At 48.9% G+C, this 22,828-nt stretch carries 10 protein-coding genes; 3 read left to right on the top strand and 7 right to left on the bottom strand.

The genetic code is table 11. The features are described from left to right. Positions 1 to 10,017, bottom strand: coding sequence for a non-ribosomal peptide synthetase/type I polyketide synthase (locus IY568_RS16420; protein WP_194868130.1), 10,017 nt, complete (start codon positions 10,015 to 10,017; stop codon positions 1 to 3). A 964-nt stretch (positions 10,018 to 10,981) separates the two neighbouring features. On the opposite strand from IY568_RS16420, the gene adhP reads away from it, so the two are divergent. Further along, positions 10,982 to 11,998 carry an alcohol dehydrogenase AdhP gene (adhP, locus tag IY568_RS16415; protein WP_194868129.1) on the top strand — a complete coding sequence of 339 codons (1,017 nt, stop codon included), beginning with the start codon at positions 10,982 to 10,984 and terminating at the stop codon, positions 11,996 to 11,998. Between the two features lie 70 nt (positions 11,999 to 12,068). On the opposite strand, the gene IY568_RS16410 is transcribed toward adhP, so the two are convergent. Then, positions 12,069 to 14,237, bottom strand: a complete 2,169-nt coding sequence (locus IY568_RS16410) for a fasciclin domain-containing protein (protein WP_194868128.1) — start codon at positions 14,235 to 14,237, stop codon at positions 12,069 to 12,071. A 614-nt stretch (positions 14,238 to 14,851) separates the two neighbouring features. Between IY568_RS16410 and IY568_RS16405 the strand changes: the two genes are divergently transcribed. Further along, positions 14,852 to 16,003: an AAA family ATPase gene (locus IY568_RS16405; RefSeq protein ID WP_194868127.1), complete on the top strand. Its 1,152-nt coding sequence runs from the start codon at positions 14,852 to 14,854 to the stop codon at positions 16,001 to 16,003. A gap of 108 nt (positions 16,004 to 16,111) precedes the next feature. Then, complete coding sequence (locus tag IY568_RS16400) at positions 16,112 to 17,377, top strand: AraC family transcriptional regulator (protein ID WP_194868126.1); 1,266 nt, start codon at positions 16,112 to 16,114, stop codon at positions 17,375 to 17,377. A gap of 213 nt (positions 17,378 to 17,590) precedes the next feature. Here the strand turns inward: IY568_RS16400 and wrbA are convergent, their stop codons facing one another. From wrbA to IY568_RS16375, 5 genes are all read right to left on the bottom strand, one after another. After that, positions 17,591 to 18,187, bottom strand: a complete 597-nt coding sequence (gene wrbA, locus IY568_RS16395; protein ID WP_010380774.1) for an NAD(P)H:quinone oxidoreductase — start codon at positions 18,185 to 18,187, stop codon at positions 17,591 to 17,593. Positions 18,188 to 18,391: 204 nt separating this feature from the next. After that, complete coding sequence (locus IY568_RS16390) at positions 18,392 to 18,688, bottom strand: DUF3325 domain-containing protein (RefSeq protein ID WP_138537990.1); 297 nt, start codon at positions 18,686 to 18,688, stop codon at positions 18,392 to 18,394. Next, positions 18,682 to 20,250 carry a PepSY-associated TM helix domain-containing protein gene (locus IY568_RS16385; RefSeq protein WP_228553395.1) on the bottom strand — a complete coding sequence of 523 codons (1,569 nt, stop codon included), beginning with the start codon at positions 20,248 to 20,250 and terminating at the stop codon, positions 18,682 to 18,684. Before IY568_RS16385 ends, IY568_RS16390 begins: the two co-directional genes overlap by 7 nt. Then, complete coding sequence (locus IY568_RS16380; RefSeq protein ID WP_125557310.1) at positions 20,247 to 20,543, bottom strand: hypothetical protein; 297 nt, start codon at positions 20,541 to 20,543, stop codon at positions 20,247 to 20,249. The genes IY568_RS16385 and IY568_RS16380 overlap by 4 nt, the downstream gene beginning before the upstream one ends. A gap of 81 nt (positions 20,544 to 20,624) precedes the next feature. Next, on the bottom strand, positions 20,625 to 22,769 hold the full coding sequence (locus tag IY568_RS16375) for a TonB-dependent receptor (protein WP_194868125.1): 2,145 nt from the start codon (positions 22,767 to 22,769) through the stop codon (positions 20,625 to 20,627). Positions 22,770 to 22,828: the final 59 nt, after the last annotated feature.

Genomic DNA, 22,828 nt, shown 5'->3' with positions numbered 1-22,828 from the left:
TTACAAGTCCATCTCCGTCATGGATTGATCATCTAATGCCACACTGATATCGCGACCACTGACAATATTACTGAGGCGTTCAACGCCTTGTGAGTCTGTCACTGGCCCTGCACTCACCAGCTCATCCACACGCACTGCCAATTGCATGACACTGGGGTTATCAAAGATGTCTCCCACTGTCGCTCTGATAGCAAAGTGCTGGTTTAACCGGGAGATCAGCTGCATGGCCAGCACCGAATTGCCACCACATTCAAAGAAGTTGTGCCGGGTACCTAGCTGCTCGGTGTTTAACAACTCAAGATAGAAGGCCAGGATTTGAGTTTCTACCGGGTTGTTCGGCGCGCATAAGGTGGTTTGTGTCGCATAGTTGGTGTCGGGTACCGTCAGCGCGTTACGATCCAGCTTGCCATTGGCCGTGGTTGGCCACTGCGAGAGCCAGCACAAATACTCCGGCAACATATAAGCAGGTAAGTGATTAGCCAACGCGCTGCGTAGCGCACTGATATTCCAGTGCTGTGCCAGCTCGCCCTGTTCAATGGCATAGGCGCACAACGCCCTCTGATTTTGCGCTGTGGTTTTAATAAATACGCGCACATCCACATCACTCAGCACCTTACGCAACTGAGCCTCTATCTCGCCTAATTCAATCCGGTGACCGTGTAATTTGACTTGATGATCGAGGCGACCGTCGAGTTCAAATCGACCATCAGCCAGTCTGCGGGCTCTGTCGCCGGTCCGATAAAGTCGTTCACTGTGTTCACCATCAAACTCATAGGTCACAAAACGGGCGTCGGTTAGTTCAGATCGTGCCAAATAGCCATTGGCCAGGCCAGCCCCGCCTATCCATAGCTCCCCCCATACGCCATCAGGCTGCATGTCAGCACTCGATGTCGCATCTTCACTCAACACAATCAGGCGAGTATTGGCGACAGGCTTGCCGATGGTGATATCGTCAGGGTCAAAGATCTGAGTGGTTGCAGACCAAATGGTGGTTTCGGTGGGTCCGTACATATTCCACAGCGCCTTTGCCTGCGAAAGCAGTTGCGCAGCAAGTATCTCAGTCAGGGGCTCTCCGCCGCTCCAAACGGTTAATCCGGTAACACATTCAGGACGGGCCGAGAGCAGTAATTGCCATAAAGTTGGCGTAGCCTGCATGACAGTCACCGGATGTTGACCAATGAGCTCAAGCAGCGCATTTGGGTCACTACAGGCCTGGTCGCTGGCCAGCAGTACCGTTGCGCCAACCATCAGGGGTCCGAACAACTCCAACAATGCGATATCGAAGGCAATGGTGGTCACACTTAACAGGCAATCTGTGCGGCACAGACCGGGTTCTTTCACCATAGTGTGTAACAGATTTGCCAGCGCCCCATGACTGATCTCCACTCCTTTGGGCTTACCAGTGGAGCCTGATGTGTAAATCACATAAGCACGTTGCTCGGGAGAAATTGCCTGGACTTCAAATGTGCTCGGATATGAAGCAATCTCAGTTTGCCGGGCATCCAGGTCGACAACCTCAATATGAGTATTAGCAATGGCGACCGCCGCTTCACTCAGCTCATCACACAACAAGAAAGCAGCCTGGCTGTCGTTTAGCATGTCCTGCAATCTGGCCTGCGGAAAGCTCAAATCAAGTGGTAAAAACGCGGCACCGGTTTTCAACACGGCCAGTAAAGCAACCAATAGCTCAGTCCGTCGTGGCAATGCAATCGCTACCAGAGAGTCACGGCCCACGCCCTGCGCCATCAGGTAATTTGCAAGCTGATTGGCGCGCGCTTGCAATTGCTCATAGTTGAGCGAGTGCCCTGAGCAAATCAACGCGCTCTCTTGCGAAGACTGCACCACTTGCTCTGTTAATGCATCCAGCAGCAACGGCAAAGCTGGGCTGTCAGAAACCGGCGCTAGCAACTGTGCCCGAGTCTCGTTGTCCAGCAAACTTGCATGGCTGCACGTCTGCTCAGGTTCAAGACTCGCAAACAGAGTGATCAGCGACTGCGCATAACTGTTCATCATAGCGCTGTCGTAGCGTGCGCTCAGATACTCCAACTCCAGCGTCCACTGACCATCCACACACAACAGGTTGCAGCTTAATTCATACTGGCCAAAGCGGGTATCTGTTGTGCAAGTCGACACCTTCAGTCCAGAAAATTCAGGCAAGTGTTGCACTTTATCCAGGTTAAAGAGTGTCTGTGGCAGACATACTGGTTCATGCGTTAGTTCGCTGTATGGCAGGTGCTGATGCTCAAAGGCCTCAAGCAGGCTGGATTGCACCTGCTTGATTAACTCACCCACAGTCAGCGGGCCAGTGAATTCAGCGACGATGGGTAAGATATTGGTGCAATAACCAGGTAAATGCTCATCCAGGTCATCCGGGTCGTAGCTGTCGCTGAGTAAGCCCCGATCAGAGACCGGAATGCCAACTGCGATGTGTTTTTGTCCCGTCAGCTTGTGTAACCATAAGGCATAGACAGCCAGCAAGGTGGCAAACTGACCACATCCCTGAGACTGACTCAGCACCTTAATTTGAGGTAACGCATCCAGTGTAAACACCCGCTTTTCAACGGCAAAGCTTTCCTGACTGCCTGCCCCGGAACGCATTGGCAGAGTCAGCGCTTCGCACGGGGTCAGTTTACCGAGCCAATAAGCTTTATCCTGCTGATATACTTCACTATTCAGATAATGTTTCACGCCCTCAACATAGGCACTAAAGTGCACCATAGCAGGTGGAGTTGCTTGACTATCCGCTTGGCTATAATTGTCCGCAATGCGACTCATCAACTGTTGCAGGCTGAGCCCATCGTACAACACGTGGTGCGCGCTAATGCTAAGTACATACTCATGAGTACCGCATGGCAATAAATCAAAGCGGCACAGAGGCTGGACACCAAACTCAAAGGGCCGATAACGCAATTCCGTAAGCCAGGTCTGAAGCGATTGCGATTTGTCACTGCACTCATGCTCAGTTAAAGCCAGAGCCTGTCGTGTAAGCTGCACATGCGACAAAGTGAGCGGATCCACGGTGTAACTCAGCAATGGATAATCAGTAAGCAGCTGAGCAATCGCCTGCGTGAGACGGGTTTTGTCTAAAGGCCCGTTGAGACGTAATACCACCTGTAAGTGATACGCTTGAGCGCCCTGCTCAGATTTGAGCGCCAGCGCCAGTAGTTGCTGCTGTGCCCCCGTTAACGGGAAACGCTCAGGCTGTGCATCTGTCGGGTCCGGTTCGCCAAAATAACCGGCCGCTTTTAGCGCCAGTACACTGTCTTTGACGGTCTGAATAATGGCCTTAACATCTACTTCTGTATGTGCGGCCGACAGAAAACAATTGCGCCCTTCCCAGATAAACACGCCACGATTGAGCATTTCATAAAAGAACACGTCCAGATTCTGACTAAAGCGGAAGCGGAACAAAGAGGCAAAATGCTCTATCTGCATTGGAATTTGCTGCTGCGCAAAAAACGTATTCAGTGTTTGTGCAAGATATTGAGTTTTATCGGTAATCGCTTCTTGTAGCTGCGCGCCTTGCGCTTTAATTTCACTTAGTACGGCTTTAGCGCTGGCCATCACCAATGGGTGTTTACAGAAAGTGCCGGCAAAAAAGGTGGTATCCGCTTGCGGATAAGAAGTATCACCATACTGCCAGACGCCCCCATCAATGCCATCCATATATTCGTGGCTGCCTGCAACAACCCCTACAGGCAAACCGCCACCGACGATCTTGCCATAGGTGGCCATATCCGCCTGGATCCCCAGCATCGCCTGCACACCACCTGGATGCGCTCTGAACCCAGTGATCATCTCATCAAAGATAAGCGCGATCCCCAGCTCGGCAGTCAGTGCTCTGAGTGAGTGCAAAAATGCCCAAGGCTGGTGCCCCGGATGACGACTTTGCACCGGCTCAACCAGCACAGCTGCAATATCGCTACCCTGCGCTCGGATGGCATCCAGCGCGGACTCTGCACCGTATTCAAGCACCAGATTATCACTAATCGCGCCCGCTCTGACGCCGCTGCACATAGGTTCAACCGACTCCCCGCCCGGGGCATTTTGCGCCAGCGTGCCGTCATAGTGGCCATGATAAGCCCCTTCAAACTGCACGATTTTGTTACGCCGGGTTTTGTTGCGTGCCAGACGCACCGCAGTCATCACCGCCTCAGTGCCGGAGTTGCAAAAGGTAACGCGCTCCAGTGCGGTTAACTCACTGATAAGTTCAGCCACATCACAGGCTTGTGCACTTGCCAGCCCCAGTTGCAGACCATTCTCTATCTGCTGATTCAGCGCCTCGGTGACAAAGTCGGGCTTGTGGCCAAACAGGTTGACGCCAAAGTCCATGGTAATATCAATATATTCATTGCCATCAATATCCCAGATCCGACTGCCTTCACAGCGTTGTCCAAAGACCGGATACAGGAGTTCTTTACTGGACATACGGAATCCTGCCGACGCGCGACAGTCCGCCAAATGTGGGCGATGCTCAGACACCATGGCTTTCGACAAAGGTGTTTTGGCACAATAACGTTCAATTAGTGAAGCCAGATGCTTTTGTACAGATTGGCTGCTGGCAGCCGTGGTTATTTGCTTTTGAGCGAACCCAGGTAAAACCTGGGCGGCTTCACTTTGCTGCGTCAAAGACTGTTCAGCTAAAGTCTGTTTGGTTAAAGCCTGCGGAGCAGCTGTCGCTGCAAGTGCCGTACTAACTGGCTGTGTGCCAACCTGGCCACTCATACCTTGTAGCATGGCTAATTGACGAGCGGCGACCGCTTCAACACTGGTTGCTGCACTGGTATTGGTGACTGACGCGGCGGCCTGCAATTGTTCGCGACAAATAGTTGCAACCAGGTCATTCGGCGCGGACACTGACGTTGGCTCAGCCGGTAATGCAAGTACGGTGTTGCTGCTGCCTTGTCCTGATGGTGGTGTTGACTTTGCTTCCTGACATTGATAATCACTGTGTTCAATGATGTATGCCACCAGTAAATCAACCGTACTAAGCGTTTCATAGAACTGGCGTACACTAAACTCCAATCCAAATTCCCGCTCGTAAGTGCGCACAGCATTCATGATCATTAACGAATCCACACCCATTTCCAATAGCGGCACATGAGTCTGAATGTCACTAATCGGCATAGATAACAAGCGCGACAAAGTACTGAGCACAAAGTGACGGATCGCTTCTTCTCGAGTAGTGCTCGCATGACCTGCTTGCGACTGCGTTGTCTCAGCGTCGAGCTGCGTGTTTAATTCAGTCGGTAGCTCCGCAATCCAGTAAGGACTGTGGTCGAACGGATACAAAGGCAATGGAGCTTTGGGCTGAGTGTCATCCGCGTATAGCTGGTTCCAGTCAAGCGTTATGCCCAACTCAAACAAACGCCCTTGCACTGATAACAAGCGTGGTAAATCAGCGCCTTTGGCATGCAATACATGTAAAAACTCACACCGTTCAGCAGGGCGATTTTCCTGCAACAGGCCACATAACACCGGTTTAGGCCCCAGCTCAAGGGCACAATAAGCGTCTGACTGAGACAGCTGAGCTATGCAGGATTCAAACTGTACCGGCGCACAGATCTGCTCAACCCAATAACCAGGATCGCACAGCCGCAGCGCTTCTTGCTGACCCGTGACAGACGAAATGAAAGGGATTGTTGGCTGATGATAGGTAACTTGCGCGGCCACCTCAGCGAATTCACTGAGCATAGGTTGCATCAACGGAGAATGGAATGCCCGCGCTGTATTGATAGCTTTGTGGCGTATACCTGCATCATCGAGCGCCTGGCACAAAGTATCCATGGCACTATTGTGACCAGAAAACACCACACCCGACTCACCATGGTAAGCCGATACAGAGAGCTGCCCGGCTATATCAGTCACCAACGCATCAGCCTGAGCACGCTCACAGCGCGCAGTCACCATACGACCATTATCCGCCAGTGCGTTCATTAGACGACCACGCTGTGCAATCAACTTGATTGCGTCGGTAAGCGAAAACACGCCTGCTATACAGGCCGCAGCATATTCTCCAACACTGTGGCTCACCAGACGCTCCGGCTTGAGACCCCGGCTGAGCCATAGCTGCGCCTGGGCATACTCGATGGCAAATAAACACACCTGAGTCCATTGAGTCTGCGCCAGATACTGCTCGCTCGGATCGCTGTACAAAACTGTGGTCAGTCTTGGCCCCAACTTATCGCCAAGCAAACGGTCACATTCATTGATGGCATCACGGAACACCGGCTGCGACTCATACAGAGCTTTGCCCATATCCGGATATTGTGCCCCTTGCCCGGTGAACAGGAACACCAGCTCCCGCGTTGACGCCTGCGCGTCATCTGCAGAACCAGTTAACTGAGCATGATCTTTTAGCGCCGCAACCAGCGCCTCTCTGGTTTCACCAACAAAAGCACAACGAGCTTCCTTGAAATGCGGCATGCTCGCGGTCTGACTGATCAGGGCATCGAACGCTTGTGGCGTTGCCGTGCTCAGTGTATCGGCATAACGACTAACAAGCTCAGTCAGTGATTTGGCAGATTTTGCCGACAATGGCAGCACATACCCCGAGTTTTGCGATGAGGCTTTGTTATCCTGAGTCGCATAAGCAGGTGCCTGGGCACAGATCACATGGGCATTGGTGCCACCAAATCCAAACGAACTGACCGCTGCCAGCCTGTCCTGTCCAGTCTGAGCAGGCCAGCTCTGGGCTTGTGTCGCAACCCGCACCGGCAGCTTTTGCCATGGAATATGGGTGTTGAGCTGCGCGGTATGTAACTGCGCGGGTACTTGCCCTTTATCCAGGCACAACAGCGTTTTAATCAGCCCTGCAAGGCCCGCACCGGACTCCAGGTGACCAATGTTGGCTTTTGCAGAGCCCAGCAGTAAAGGCTGGTTGGGCGCGCGTCCTTCGCCATACACTTTAGCCAGTGCCGAAACTTCGATTGGATCACCCAGTTCAGTGCCCGTGCCATGGGTTTCAATATATTGCACATCCGCAGCTGCTAAAGCCGCATTGTGTAAAGCCGACTTGATCACCCTTTGTTGCGATGCACCATTCGGTGCCGTAATCCCATTGCTGCGCCCGTCCTGATTCACTGCACTGCCTTTCAGTACTCCGTAGATCGGGTCTCTGTCTGCCATTGCCTGAGTCAGGGGCTTTAATAACACACAACCCACGCCCTCACTGCGCACATAGCCATCGGCAGCGCGTGAGAATGTCTTGCAGCGACCATCCTGCGCCAGCATTTGCGCATTCTCACAGGCGTCCGTGACCTCATTACTGAGGATCAGGTTCACACCACTCACCAGTGCCATTGGCATATCACCCGCACGGATCCCGGTCAGCGCATGGTGCAAAGCAACCAAAGAGGAAGAACAAGCCGTATCCACCGACAGACTCGGGCCCGTAAAATTATAGGTATAGGACAGACGATTGGCCGCAATGCTCAGCGCGGTGCCTGTACCGAGATACGCATTCCCCTGTTGTGCCTTGTTCGACATATTGAAGTAATCATTCTGAGAAATACCCACATATACGCCAACGGGCTGGCCGGCCAATTCAGCGGGCATCATGCCGGCTGACTGAATGGCATGGAAGCTGGTTTCAAGCAGCAAACGATGCTGTGGGTCGATGTATCTGGCTTCTGCCGGTGAAATACCGAATAACCCAGCATCAAACTGCTCAATATTATCCAGATACCCTCCCAGACGCGTCTGGCCGAGTTCAGGACACAGCGCCTGTCGCACCGCGTTTGGCACACTAATGGCGTCGCGTTTATCCATCAGCAATTGCCAGTATCCAGTGAGGTCGGTGGCTTGCGGATAACGGCATGCCATACCAATGACTGCCACATCCATATTATCCGTGACCGCACGCACTTCACGCTGGTATTGCGTGGCCGTCGAATTTGTCGCTTGCTGCGCTGAGTGTTCAGGCACTTGCGCACTCAATCGTTCGCGTACCGAGTCAAACTGACTCAAATGACTAGCAAGCTGGGCAATCGATGGATACTCGTAAAGCACCGTGGCTTCGAGTTCGATATCATGCAGCTCCATCAACTCGCCCGAGATCCGTACGGCTTTCATCGAGTCGACACCCAGAGATAAAAAGGTGGCGTCAACATCCAGGCTGTTCGGCTGGCGGTCAACTTCGAGCCCCACCACTTCCTGTAAGACAGTGCGTAACGTCGCTTCAATGTCCGAATAATGCGTGTTTTTTGCTGGGTGTGGCGCTTTGTCTGACGCGCTCTGCTGAGCTCGTGAACGGGCTAACACGTCAAAGGTATTTGCCAGATAATGGCGTTTGTTTTCCTGACGCTGAATTTTGCCGCTGGAGGTTTTCAGGATCCGCCCGGGCTTAATCAACACAACCTCATACGGTGTAATGCCATGTTGTTCGGTAATCGCTGACGTAATAGCGGCAAAGATCTCTTGCTCATTCAGTTTGCGCACCGCCGTACGCTTGACCTGCTGCACGATAACCAGGCGCTCTTCGCCTTGTTCAGACAAATAGGAAAACGCCGCCCCGCCATTATTGTCCATGGCAGCATGCGCCTCCACCACAGTGAGCTCAATATCCTGAGGGTAATAGTTTTTACCGCGGAAAATCATCACGTCCTTGGCACGCCCCGTGACATACAGCTCGTTTTGATGCACAAAACCCAGGTCGCCAGTGCGCAAATACGGGCCGTCACTATCATCAGCAATACGCGCCTGAAAAATCTCTTTGGTCTGCTCAGCCTTACGCCAGTAGCCCTGAGCAACACTGGCGCCTTTCACCCAGATCTCGCCAGTATGCCCATCCGCACAACGCTGTTTAGTTTCTGGGTTCACAATGGCCAGGGTGTGGCCATGCCAGGTGCTGCCGCATGACACCGCATAATAGGGCTGATTGTCTGTTGGCGTGTTATCTGCAACATTCAAATCGTAAAACAACTCTGTGTGCGCCGCAGGTTCTGATAGTAACGAAGCTTTTCCCTGATGCATCTCTTTACTATCCAGCTGCAGCACCGACGGCGTTTTCATCAAACGTCCGCCCGTGGCAAACAGGGTGGTTTCAGCCATGCCATAACAGGGGGCCGTGGCCTCACGACGAAAACCGCAGTGCTTAAACTTCTGATAAAAACGCTCAAGAGTGCTGGCTCGAACTGGCTCAGCGCCATTCAGTGCACTTTGCCAATGCGATAGGTCTAAGTTTGCCAGCTCTTCTTCTTTAATTGTGTCGACACACAGATCATAGGCAAAATTAGGGGCACTGGAAGTCACGGCTTTGGTCTCGCTCAGTAACTTCAGCCATCGCAAGGGTTTTTGCAAAAACGATGTCGGGTTCATCAGGGCCGCAGGGGCACCAATGTATATAGGATGCAAGATGCCAAAGATGAGCCCCATATCATGGAAATGCGGCAGCCAGCTGACGATAGGTGTTTGTGCACTGTGACCGAAAGCCAGCTTCATCATTTCTTCGTTGTCCATGATGTTCGCGTGGCTCACCATCACCCCTTTGGGGCTACCCGTCGAACCTGAGGTATATTGCAAAAAGGCCAGATCTTGTGGTGCTATGCGAATGTCCTGCCAGGCCATAGGCTCAACCTGCTCAACACCTTCACTGTCGGTGGCGATGATAGACACATTACTGAGGCTGGTTTCAGCTTCAAACAGTGGCTGAGCGATTTCGTAAATCTTGCTGCTGGTCAGCGCACCGGTTGCGCCAGCGTCTTCTATGATGCTCCTCAGTCTATCGGTATTTTGATTCTTTTTTGGCGGGTATACAGGCACTGCCACTATGCCAGCGTATAGGCAGGCAAAAAAGGCTTCAACAAACTCAAACCCTGAGTTGTACAAGAGCAAAGCTCTGTCACCTCTGTCAAAATAAGTGAGCAAACGTGCTGCGATTTTTCTAGATTTTAAGTCGAGCTCAGCATAGCTCAGGGAAACTGCCGGTTGGTTATCTTCGAAGAAATACTGATATGCAATGTCATCGCCACGTGTCCGGGCCAATGTCACTAATGTAGCCACTAAGTCGTTATTCATGCCATACCCATACAAGGTTTATTGAGTAAGTTCCTTTGATCAGAACACCTGACTCAACGACCCAGAGCTGGCGACATTAGCTAGCGCCTCTGCTGGTATTAAGCACAGTTGTCCGATCCGTAAAATTGGAAAAAACCAATTAATTACATAAACACAATGACAATATGCGACCTCTGCGGCTATTGATAACTGCAAAGTCGTATTATCCTGTCATTATGGTTTAAAGGTTAACTAACCGCTTAAAACCGCAAGCCACGCTAATCAACTACACCTTTAACACCTGAAGAACATAAGCACATGATTAAAAATAAAATTAATCATGACACTTTGTATTCGTACAGGCTCAAATTGTTTGTTAGTGTTAATCTGACGGGACGACAACTGAACTAAAAATACCATTCCCTAACGTTGTTTTTATCTTCTTGTAGCCATTTTATAAACAGCTATAACGCTTCCTGTTTGATGGTTTTCATACTGATGCTATCACAAAGCACTAAAAAATAAAGCAAAACAGAATACAAATTTAACAAATATGCAACCACACTTAACTCAAGTGTTAAGTCGGGGGAAGCGCCACCCCCTTATATCACCTGCGATAAACGCCACATAATCAGCGATGAATGACAAAGCAGGCTATATGCCAAATTTAACGCAGCTGGTTGCATTGGTAAATTACAGTTGCTTACGTACCCAAAGATAAACCAACCTTACTTCTATGACGCGACGCATTCAGCCAAAGGAAGTTAATACAAGCTGCTATTTTGCATGAAGTTTAGTTGCTCTTTTTAAAAACGCATAGGCATCTTGAGCCGGGTGTATGACAATCGTTACAGTCTGACCAAAAGTTAGCAACGCAATGACGAACCTAAAATGAATACACAGTCACTGGCGAGTTTGCGCCGGATCAAAATATGTCAGTTTTAAATCTCTATACTCGTGGCTAACACCTTCAGGAGAGACTCTTATGAAAGCCGCGCTCGTTCATGCATTTAAACAACCGTTAGAAATTCAAACAGTACCCAAGCCGTCATTGACCCCAGGTTCAGTATTGGTTGAAATTGCTGCATGTGGTGTATGCCATACAGATCTGCATGCCTGCCACGGGGACTGGCCCGTAAAACCTAAACTCCCCCTAATCCCAGGTCATGAAGGCGTGGGCACTGTCGTAGCAAAGGCCGACGATGTGACCCATTTATCGCTTGGAGACAGAGTTGGTGTGCCCTGGCTACACAGTGCCTGTGGCCATTGCGAACACTGCTTAAAAGGAGAAGAAAATCTCTGTTCACAGCAGCAAAACAGTGGCTATTCGGTCGATGGCGGTTACGCACAATTTACTAAAGCTGACGCCAATTATGTGGTTAAAATCCCCGAAAATGTGCCCTTCGTCGAAGCTGCTCCCTTGTTCTGCGCGGGCGTAACGACCTACAAAGCACTGAAAGTTTCAGGAGCAAAACCGGGTGACTGGGTGTCGATTGTTGGTGCCGGCGGTTTAGGTCATCTGGCAATTCAATATGCCAAAGCCATGGGCCTCAATGTCGTGGCTGTAGACAGTGGTGACGATAAGCTTGCTCTGGCTCACTCTCTGGGGGCTGATATGGTCGTGGATTATACTCAGCAAGATCCTGCCACCACGATACAAGAACAACTTGGCGGCGTTCAGGCGGTAGTATGTACCGCAGTTTCTAAATCAGCTTTTACGGCTTCTTTTCATAGCGTTAAACGTGGTGGAGTCTGTGTGCTGGTTGGCCTGCCACCGGAGGAAATGCCAATTCCCATTTTTGATACTGTGCTCAAGGGCGTCAGTGTCGTTGGCAGTATCGTCGGTACCCGTCAGGATCTGGTTGAATGCCTGCAATTTGCAGCAGAAGGTAAAGTAAAAGCCATTGTTGAGACCCAACCACTCGAAGCCATCAATGAAGTCTTTGATAACATGCTTAATAATGACATCACTGGCAGAATTGTTCTGACGCTTGATGAGTAATCACTACATAAAAAAGGCGCAACATTAAGGATGTTGCGCCAAAGCCTCATAGGAAAGGTGAGGAAGGGAATCAATCGACTGCTGTGATCACAGTATCAATCAGGTGCACCACACCATTTGCAGTGTAAATATCAACCTGGGTGATATTACTACCTTCTACCTGTAGACCAGACGTCGGCAAGCTCACTTGCCACCATTTGCCACCAACACCCTGACCTGTTGCATCACCAGGGTTGACGTCTTGTGCGAACATATACAATGGGCGGCCAAGATAGGCAGCTTGCATGCTTCCATCCAGTCTGGCGATAAGTGACAAGCCCGGAATATTTGCAACCTGTTCCTGTGTCGCAGTCACAGGTGGCCAGTTAGTCGCACACGCATCAACACATTGGCTGTTAGCAAAAGTCAGGTCATCGTCGAATACATACAGCGTTTTACCTGCCATGGCTGCACCATTGCCAGATACCAGTCTTTGGTTGGTTGCATCATAAGCTACCATGTCGTTTTCAGTGTTCGCCGTCGACACGAAATCAACCACTTTCAAGTCCAACATATTGGTAGCCAGTGTTTCAACCTGCTTACCGTTTAGGCTATAAGCCAGTGAAGACGATGCTTCCAGCGGTAACACGTGCTGAGTCAGCACTTGTGTTAAACCTGCCTGGTTGGCCAATAAGGCAGTCAGATCTGCCGCCGGGATTTTCTGGAATGCGCGATTAGTCGGCGCAAAAACGGTGAACTGCTTGGTGGTGTCGGATAGCGCTTCAACCAGATTTGCCGTCTGAAGTGCCGTGACTAAAGTTGACAGGTCATCCGTTTCAACCGCGACATCCACGATGGTTTTTTCGCTAGCCATTTTATCCATAGGTGGCATGATCACTTTGTCGAGCACATGGATCACGCCATTATCTGCTTTTACATTAGCAGTGCGAATAACGGCATCATCAATAAACAGCATGCTATCGACTATGCTCAAAGCGCTTTTGTCAGCATTTGCCATAGCCACCATATTATCTGCAGATGAGGCAATACCAGCTGCCGCATCTGACATCACACTCTGCCCTGCCACAACATGATAAAGAAGAATGTCTTTTAGCTTGTCGGTGTCTGCGGCTAGCGCATCAAGCGTTTCCTGACCCAAAGCCGCGAAAGCAGCATCAGTGGGTGCAAAGACGGTAAACTTAGTAGTCGGGTCACCCAGTGTTGTATCCAAACCCGTCGCAGTAACCAGGCTTAACAAAGTATTAAATGACCCAGCCCCTGCTGCGACCTCAGGAATGAGCCCCAAAGATTCAGGTACGCTGATATTACCCACCACCACGGCGTCCAATACATGAATGATGCCGTTTGAAGCCGGAATATCAGTTTGAGTTACAGTTACACCTGCAAATTTCAACATGTCTGTTGCTGCGTCGATCGCGACGCTCTGCTGGTTTTGCTCAAGCGTAGTGGCATTTTTACCGTTCAGTGACATAGCCGTAACTGAATCCACTTTGCCCGCCACAATGTGCTGCTTAAGAATGCTACCCAGCACGTCAGGGTTTGCCAGTAAGGTGTTAATGGTTGCTGTACCCAGTGCTGCAAAAGCGGCATCTGTTGGAGCAAAAACAGTCAGGTCATCGCTGCCAGTGAGTGCACTGGTCAAGCCCGCTGTTTCGACCGCTTTTAGCAGGGTCGTAAAGTTGCCTGCTTGTGTCGCCACCTGTGCAATATTTGCTGTTGATGTCGCATCACTCGGCGGCATTAAAACAGCATCAATAACGTGGATCACGCCATTATCAGTCATTATGTCGGTTTGTGTTACTGTCGCCGTGTTAATGAGCAGATTGTCGCCAGACAACGACAAGGCAAGCTTTGCACCGTTAACTGTTTCAGTAGTCTGCCCGGCTAAAGTAAGCGCAGTTTCAGCTTTCACTTCTGACGCAAGGACATGATAGGTGAGTATTTTGCTCAGGGTATCAGGGTCTGCGAGCAGACCGTTGATGGCCTCTTCTCCTAATACAGCAAAGGCGGCATCAGTAGGAGCGAATACAGTAAAAGTATTTGCGGTGTTGTCTAACGTAGCCGTCAGGCCTGCAGCGTCAATAGCCGCTACCAGTGTGTTAAAGCTGCCAGCAGCCTTAGCAGCATCATAAACCGAGTTCTCTTCTGGTGGTGTGACGACAACTTCGTTATCATCGTCGGAACAAGCCGCGAGCAAGGCCAGGGTACTTATAAACATTATTTTTATCAGTGCTTTCACGTTCTTCTCCATCAAGGTGGTCAACATTCGAGCAATACGCACCCTTGTGAAACAAAGATCAAGAAAATTTAAAAAACTTTAAACATGCCGTTTTAAGTTTCGAACAAAGGTTGTGGAACCGGCCGATAAAACACGCAAATGCCGTTCATTTTAATTGCGGCGTCAGGGTAAAAATAAACCAACATTGATAGAATGACAGGCCCAATACAGTGCCAGTTGTTGCAACTAACGAGCACTGTAATTAAGGTGTAATAGTGTAGTAATTAACATAAAAATAAACTTAAGGACATCAGTAGTAAATATATTAATAGCAATACTGTCATTAGTAATGATGCACAAGCCAAAGGAGATAACTATGAACACTTCCAGCCACGGAAGAATTGCAGTAAACAAAACAACTCTGCGTTTGCTGAGAAAAAAAAGCACTTAGCCGGGAGAAACTCGCTCAAGAGTGCAATAACGTTTCAGTTTCCACAATAAAGCGCGCGGAAGCGGGAAAGCAAGTACTATGTCGTACCATACAGAACCTCGCCAATTACTTTCAGGTAAGTATCGATACACTTATCGGTGATAATGATGCCCCCCCCTGGCTCTATCGTCATTTGGTAAAAGATATGCCTAACCCCTGCTATGGCAGAGAATGGGAGCTAAACCACCTTCATTGCATACTTAACTATGCACTCGACAACTCGGCATTTAAAATCGTCTATTTACAAGGGATGACAGGCGCCGGAAAATCCAGATTGCTGGCCACTTTCGCATCACAATTGGCCTCAGCAGGTAAACGGTGCCTTGCTTTTTCCTGTACAGCTCCTAACGATAGTAGCGCACCCACTTTCTCGATTCCTTGTTTTATTAAAGCACTCATGTCTGTCACTGAATTGGCATCGAGTCGTGACATTAGTCTGAAAATAGACCTGATAGCCAACAATGTGCTTTGTGCATTACGCCTGCGTCAGCGGTTAGACAGCAATTTGAATCAAGGCGAAACGGATACACTCTCCATGCTCTCTGAGTCCCGACTTAAGTGGTTAGATAAACAAATTGCTCAAAGCCTGATTGCCTATGCCAACCACAAAGGTGTTGTTGCGATTATAATTGACGACGCACATAATTTATCGACCAACGCACTTGAGTTCATTCGCCTGTTTACGTCGTGTAACACACCACATGCAGTCACTTTCATTATTGCATCCCAGCAAAAACATGCTTTTATTTATCCGCCAAAGTGGCTGGATCATGCTCACATAATCATTCTTAGACCATTAGACCCAGATGCCATGGCTCAATTAGCAACCCACATATTACGCTGTCAGGGCAAGGAGCCCCAAAAACACAGAGAGCAAACTGCCGACGCGATAAAACGTGCGCAAGGTAACCCCTATTTTCTGAAGCAGCTGTTGTCAGACTCAGATCCGCTCAACGCACTCCCTAATGCATTACAACAGTTTGCCCGCACCTGTTTAAACGCAATGCCTTGCGAAGTAGCCAGAACACTCAAATTTGCAGCTAGCCTGGGACAGAGCTTCAACACGCACCAGTTGCAACAGTTCAACGACAATGAGCAGATCCGTGCACCGCTCTGTGTATTGCACAAAATGCTCTGTAGCGGACTAATCAAACAAAGTGATGAGCACTTTTATTTTATACACCCACTTATTCAGGAAGCACTCAAAAGCCAGACGAAGAGTACTGATTTCAGTTGGTACACCTACCCCAGGCATCCTCAACCCGATAGACGTCCCAATAAAGTGACCAGCAACTGACCCAAAATCGGTTCACATATAAAACTACATTTTCCTTGACGACACGACAAGCCATACAGCCTTCGCTGGATGGCTTGTTTATACAGAACCTGAAAACAAGGAAATATCATGTCCACAGTTTCAAAGCGCTTTTTTATTACACCACCCTGGATTGGCAGTAGTGATGTACTTTTTAAATTAAAGCAGCAGATTAGCCTGCTCGCTGAAAGTAACTTACCTGTCCACATCATTGGCCAGCCAGGCAGTGGCAAACATTTAGCTGTCAGCCACTTACATTATTTAGATAAGGTTAACTCACAGCCACTTATCGTTTCTTGTGTGAACCAGTGGGCTGATAATTGCGCGATTAAAAAACTCGACTCTCTTATTGCCCAATCTCTTTCAGGCACGCTATATCTAAAGAACATAGATGCGTTAGATACCGGGCAAATAGACGCCATCAAAGACTACTGGCTTAATCTGAATACCAATGTCCAGGCACCAAGACTGATAACTTCCACTACAATTCAAAAACATCAACAAGCTTTAAAGCACACACCGCAAAACTCATTTTTATACTGGTTACATTATCATAGCCTTGAACTGAATATCCCGACACTGGCGCAACGGCGCGAAGACATACCGGATCTGATAGCCCATTACAAAGCAACCTGCCAGCACATCGCCAAGCTGCAAATAGACGATCAGGCAATGGAATGGCTGAAACACTACAGTTGGCCAGGCAATATAAGACAACTAAAACACTGCCTGGATACGCTGTCTATATTGTCTCCCCAACAGGAGATCACCAAACAAACACTGATTAAAACGTTGCCGATCATAGATGATGTACCTACTCAGTATTCAGGGACACTCTCCACATCGACACGCTCAAAAAATAATGAGTTCCTCACTTTACTTCAGTCTCTTACGGCCTGTAGAGAGCCACATGCATATCACCCCAATAATGCAGCTACAGTACAGCATCCAGTCCCTGTAAACCTGCAAAAAATAGCCGATAAATCTCACCCCGCCCTTGTCAGAGCACTGCAATATGTGGAAGAAAATTTCAAAAGGCCAGTCAATCTTAGTGAAGTTGCCAGTCATGCGTGTGTCAGCCCCTCTCACTTGTCATTTTTATTCAAGCGTTATGTAGGCCTGTCATTCAAACAAACTTTGTTAAGACTCAGAATTAAAACAGCCATGACACTGTTACGAGAAGACCCTCTGTGCCGGGTCACTGAAGTATGCGATGATGTTGGTTTTTCCGATCTGAGTTTTTTTGTCAGAAAATTCAAATCTGTTGTGGGTGTCAGCCCGGGAGTTTATCGCGACCAGCATGCCAAACACACTAGCGGAGTCAGCCGTCGTCGTCAGACAACGACAATTTCCTGAGGCAATACGTAAAATAATACTCTATCACTTAATGCTAGCTTGCATGGCGCTCCTTCAGACAAAGAATAAATCCAAAAACTACGTCAAGTGCAGCTCAGCTAACTTATTAGCCGGTAATAACATTCCAACACTTGTAATCCTTAACGAAACAGACAACAAGTGGCTTATAGGGGAAATGCGCAGCGGTTTTACGCTGCGCCGTATTTTGTGCCATTAGGCTAATTTGGCAGCAATACCCGCTACATGCTGCCCCTGGAACTTAGCCAGGGCGATTTCTTTATCTGAAGGTTGACGACTGCCATCAGCCCCCGCAATACAGGCAGCCCCCAATGGTGAGCCGCCTCTGACTTCTGAGATATCCGTTAACTCAGCCGCTGCATAAGGTAACCCAACCACCACCATACCGTGATGGAATAAGGTCGTATGGAATGACTGTATGGTAGTTTCGTTACCGCCACCTGTACCCGTCGAAGTAAATACACTGCCCACTTTTCCAATCAGCTTGCCTGCAGCCCACAAACCACCAGTTTGGTCTAAAAAGTTTCTCATTTGCGACGCCATATTGCCAAATCGCGTGGGGGTGCCAAAAATAATGGCATCATAACCTTCGAGCTCTGCCGGTGTGGCAATCTCAGCCACCTGATCCAACTTAACCCCAGCATTTTTTGCAACCTCTTCCGGCATTAACTCAGCAACACGTTTAACGGTTACCTCAACACCATCAACCGAACCAGCTCCCTCTGCAACGGCATTTGCCATCGTTTCGATGTGGCCATAGCTTGAATAATATAACACCAGTACTTTTGTCATCTTCATTTCTCCATGTGCTGTTGAAGGGCTCTCCAACAACCATTGTTTTAACCAACTAAACATGTTTGATTACTTCTTTCGTTAAGTATAGGCATGCATGCCTGTAGACCAATGACATGATTACATAGCTGATTAAGAACGTAATTACGTAAAAAGTGATAGGTTTATTCTAATAAAAAGAATGTTGCAGTCGCATCCCGCCACTTATCTACAAAGCCATCTAAGTAGTCTGGGACGATATGTCAAAATAACAACCAGCGTAAACACGACCATAGTTGCACTCCCAAACCAGTATACAAGCCCCCGTGACACGCCCCAGACAAAAATACAGACAAACAAAGCGAGCAGGTTCAAACCCGTGCCACTGATACGCAATAACCACAACCGCTGCTTAGACAGGTGTACAGATGGAGCGGCAACCCGACTAAAGTTACGCTGCATTGCCACGCAGAGCAGCGCAAAACCGAGCAACAATATCATCAGTATCGAAGTGATCAGCATACTAACGGCCCCTTTTTAGCCACAGTGGAGCCTCTATGTTTTCGAGAAACGACCGTCGCCGCCAACCCAAAGCAGCCCGCAAACAACCACATACTGAGATCAAAACCGAGCATCAACCAGTCAGCGTTCAACAGACTGGTTATGACACTGTGGTGTGTGGTGAGCATATTGACCAGAGGAATAGCAAAATAAACCAGCGCTGCGCTCCAAAGCAAAGTTGACCACTGTTCCCGGCTCCGATTGATTAAACAATACAGACAGCACAGCACCCATGCTGCAAACAACACATGCATCTCCCAGGCAGCCCGGTCTGGCATATCAGGCGCAAGCAGTCGATTGCTTAAAAAATAACAGCCAATCGCAATTGGCAGACCCAGCAAAGCACCTCTGTTTAGCCTGACAATTAAAGTAATGAGTAATGAAGGTGTGGCCTCTTTCATCACTTGCTTTTTAAGCCAGATGATCATCCCAGAGGCAATCATCGCAGCACCAAACAACCCGCAGAGGAAATACACCCAGCGCAGATAAATATCGGCAAACAGGCCTTCGTGAAGATGCTCAAGTAGATCATACACTGCAGCAGCCCGCCCTGCTTTGCCAGTTGCTATCTCAACCTCAACCCGCTCTGTACGGGCGTGGTACTTGAGCAATGAGGCAAACTCAACCCCTTCACTGGTTTCAAACCAGATCTCTATGTGTTCAGTGTCAGTGCCCCTGTCAATGACACCGACAAAGTTGACCGCCTGATCGGTCACTCGCTGTTTTGCATCGGACAGTGCCGTATCTACATTTAGCTGCGCGGGCAAAATCTCAGTGGCCAGAGTGGTGTAATCCTCCAGCTGAGAAGCATCATAAAACTGACGATGCATCTGCCTGCCTTCACCATACTGACTATCAATGACCTTAGACATGGTCACCCCCATGAGCAACATAACGCCGCTGTAGGTAATCATTAAATGAAACGGCAATGGCAATACACTGAAAACATTATGAATATCCAGCCAGGAACGCAGGCCTTTAGCGCTTCGAAAAGTAAAAAACTCTGCAAAAATCTTCCTGTGAATGATCACCCCGGTGACCAAGCCAATTAACATGAGCATGCCTGCCAGACTGGTCAGGATATAACCCACCAGCGGCGGCACGTAATGCAAGTTATAGTGCAGCCGGTACAGGGTTTCTCCGCCACTGGTATCGCGGATAGACGTAATGTCTCCCGTATTTGGCTCAAGCGGCTTCTCATACCACTGACGACGGACCTGTTTCTCTGGGTCGCCGGGCTGTAACCAGGAAATTTCGATGTAAGGATCACGCGAGGTAGGCAGGCTCACATACCACTGAGATGCATCATCAGCGTGTTCGCCAAGCTGTGCCATCGCCAAATCAATGGCTTGTTTGTCCGAAATATCATTGCTTGTGACAATTTCAGGCTTCATCCAGCGGTCAATCTCGTTTTCGAAATAACCGACACTGCCAGTCACAAAGATAAAATATAATAACCAGGCAAACACCACGCCGCTCCAGGTGTGCAGCCAGCCCATGGACTGTCGAAACCTTGCTTTCATAGGGCCTCCGATACAGAGAGTAAGTGGATTAGGCCATACAGCAAGGCTATCAGGGTCGATATCAGCAAAGTTGCACGCCATGCCGTTCTGACTGTAAATACACTGATCACAACCAACGTATAAACAACAAAACTCCACATCATACCGGCAACGATGCCATCCACTTTGTTATCCCCGGGTAATTGAGAAATGGCTATGGCGGCGAGGTTAGCAATCGCAAATCCGCCAACCAGGGCAAGTAATAGCCGCCAGCCAAGCGCAAAGGCTTGACCAGGCTTTGCTGATAAGCTCATGATATTAAAACCATAATATGAAGAAACAGACGCCATATCAGCCACAGTCTAAACGAGCACTATGGCTGAGATGATTAGAGGTTAGAACTGATAGGTCAGCGTTAAACGAATGTCACGACCGGCTTCTTTGATACCAACCACATTTTCATAGCCAGGGATATGACCATAGTCGGCGACACTGCCATGACTACGATATGATTCATCGAGCAGGTTCTGAACAGATAAGTCCACTTTTAATGCCTCAAACGGCGCATAGCTGATGTAAGCATCAACCAGTTGATAGCTTGGCTTGCTGATGGTTTCCAGTTCAGTGACCCAGCCCAGCTCCATAGAGCGATGGAAAACCTCGATATCATTGAGGCTTGCGACATAGTTATAATTCCAGCCCAGTTTGATCTGTTCATTCAGGTGGTAGTTAAAATTAACATTGACCGAGTCGCCAACCGCATTCCCCAGCCCGCCATATTCATAGGCGGCCATATCGATACCATTGATTGTAACGGGTTTAGTCGAATCCGGGGCTGCCGGATCTGGCAAGTTAAATACGGCATTATTCAGTTCAACATCATTGTTGTTGTAACTGATAATCACATCAAAATTATCCGCCTGATATCCTGCAACCAGCTCAAATCCTTTGCTTTCTAACTCACCGATGTTTTCATAGAAAACGCCTTCTCTGCCTTTAAACTTGTCAAATACCACATCATCTATGGTACTGACATACAGTGACGCTTCCAGCATCCAGGTGCCATTGTTGTATTGCAGACCCAGTTCAGTATTTTCAACCTCTTCAGGGTTCAGGTTTTCATTGGGTGTTAACTCACCGACAGTGAAGGCATCAGCCACCTGCCTGCCACGCAGCGCTTCGGCGTAGCCCAACGACAGCTTGAGATTGTCAGCAAGCTCGTACACAAGGCCGACGTTTTTACTGATCCCATCCTGTTTTTCCGTTGAAAATGCGTTGCTGGTTGTCACTGGATTGCCATTGGCATCTTTTTCGATAACCCAGACACCATCCACTTTCACCCAGTTTGCATCAATACCGCTGTGATCGAGTTCATAACTGTCATGACGCAAGCCAAAACTCAGCAGTAAATCGTCGCGCATTTGCCAGTGATCCTGCACATAGAGCCCAGTCACTGTGCCATCTTCATCATAAATGCCGCCAAAATCGCCATAAGACTCAGAGTCTACTTTGTCATTTTTGCGCTCGATACCATATGTCACGGTGTGCGTACCAATATCACTGGTATTGCGAATATCAAAGCCGGTCGTTTCAATCGACGCATCCCAGGTATATAACTCACGTTTAAATGATGACTCGGTCTGATAAACCGTGGTTTCTAAATTAACCAAAGCGCTGTGATACCAGGTATGGTTGAGAACCAAAGTTTCGCGCTCCCCCCAGGATGAGAACAGTGGATCGGTTTGTAGCGGTGCCCAGTTAGTTTGCTTACCAAATTTACCTTCTTCTTTGCGGCGCTCAAAACTAACAACCAACTCCTGATTGTCAGTCAGTTGCGTATTAACTTTCACAAACCCCAGGGTCTGATCAGCGGCAGTTCCCGGAATTTCCTGGCCATCACCATCTTCCATGTTCTCCCGGCTAACAGTGACATACGAGGCCAGCACACCTATCGAATCGGTGACTTTACCGTATAAAGATACGCTTTCTTTGTGACCATCATTGGTGAAATAACTCGCTTTAACTGTACCGCCAAATCGTTCGCTGGCTTTGAGCAAATCATCCGCACTTTTGGTTTTAAAACGAATCGCACCGCCTACGGCGCCTGAACCTGCCGTTGCCTCACCAGCACCCGCTTGCACTTCAACGCTACGCAACAACTCAGGCTCTATTGCAACACGACCAATATGGTGGAACAAGGTACTGGTTTGCGGCGCACCATCCACTGTGACATTCACCATGGAATCTTCCAGGCCACGGACAAAAATCTTTTGTGCAATCCCCAAGGATCCGCCGACTGTAACCGATGGAGTATGGCGAAAAACATCTTCCAGATCGTTCGCCTGATAATTTTCTAACACCTCTGGCGTGATTTCTGAATTGGTCGTGGCACCAACGACAGCGATCCGCTCTATTTTCTGCTCGTCAGTGTCATCGCTTGTCAGGGCAGCATAAGCGCTTGTTCCAAAACAGCTCAGAGCAATCGAGCAGGCTAACAAACTTTTTTTAAACAAATGATTTTTATGTGGGGCAAGTGGCATGATTTACATCTCAGTCAAACAACAAGTTAAAAGTCTAAATCGGAATTATTGTCATTTAG

It is taken from the genome of Pseudoalteromonas sp. PPB1 (genome assembly GCF_015356275.1).
GTDB classification, from domain to species: domain Bacteria; phylum Pseudomonadota; class Gammaproteobacteria; order Enterobacterales; family Alteromonadaceae; genus Pseudoalteromonas; species Pseudoalteromonas rubra_D.
The sequence above is the reverse complement of the archived record's forward strand: the minus strand, read 5'-3'. Positions and strand labels throughout refer to the sequence as shown.

Excerpts from the sequence above, each read along its gene's own strand:
- IY568_RS16380 (WP_125557310.1), bottom strand. The coding sequence starts at position 20,543 with ATGAGCTTATCAGCAAAGCCTGGTCAAGCCTTTGCGCTTGGCTGGCGG.
- IY568_RS16390 (WP_138537990.1), bottom strand. The coding sequence starts at position 18,688 with ATGCTGATCACTTCGATACTGATGATATTGTTGCTCGGTTTTGCGCTG.
- IY568_RS16385 (WP_228553395.1), bottom strand. The coding sequence starts at position 20,250 with ATGAAAGCAAGGTTTCGACAGTCCATGGGCTGGCTGCACACCTGGAGC.
- wrbA (WP_010380774.1), bottom strand. The coding sequence starts at position 18,187 with ATGACAAAAGTACTGGTGTTATATTATTCAAGCTATGGCCACATCGAA.
- IY568_RS16375 (WP_194868125.1), bottom strand. The coding sequence starts at position 22,769 with ATGCCACTTGCCCCACATAAAAATCATTTGTTTAAAAAAAGTTTGTTA.
- IY568_RS16405 (WP_194868127.1), top strand. The coding sequence starts at position 14,852 with ATGCCTAACCCCTGCTATGGCAGAGAATGGGAGCTAAACCACCTTCAT.
- IY568_RS16400 (WP_194868126.1), top strand. The coding sequence starts at position 16,112 with ATGTCCACAGTTTCAAAGCGCTTTTTTATTACACCACCCTGGATTGGC.
- IY568_RS16420 (WP_194868130.1), bottom strand. The coding sequence starts at position 10,017 with ATGAATAACGACTTAGTGGCTACATTAGTGACATTGGCCCGGACACGT.
- adhP (WP_194868129.1), top strand. The coding sequence starts at position 10,982 with ATGAAAGCCGCGCTCGTTCATGCATTTAAACAACCGTTAGAAATTCAA.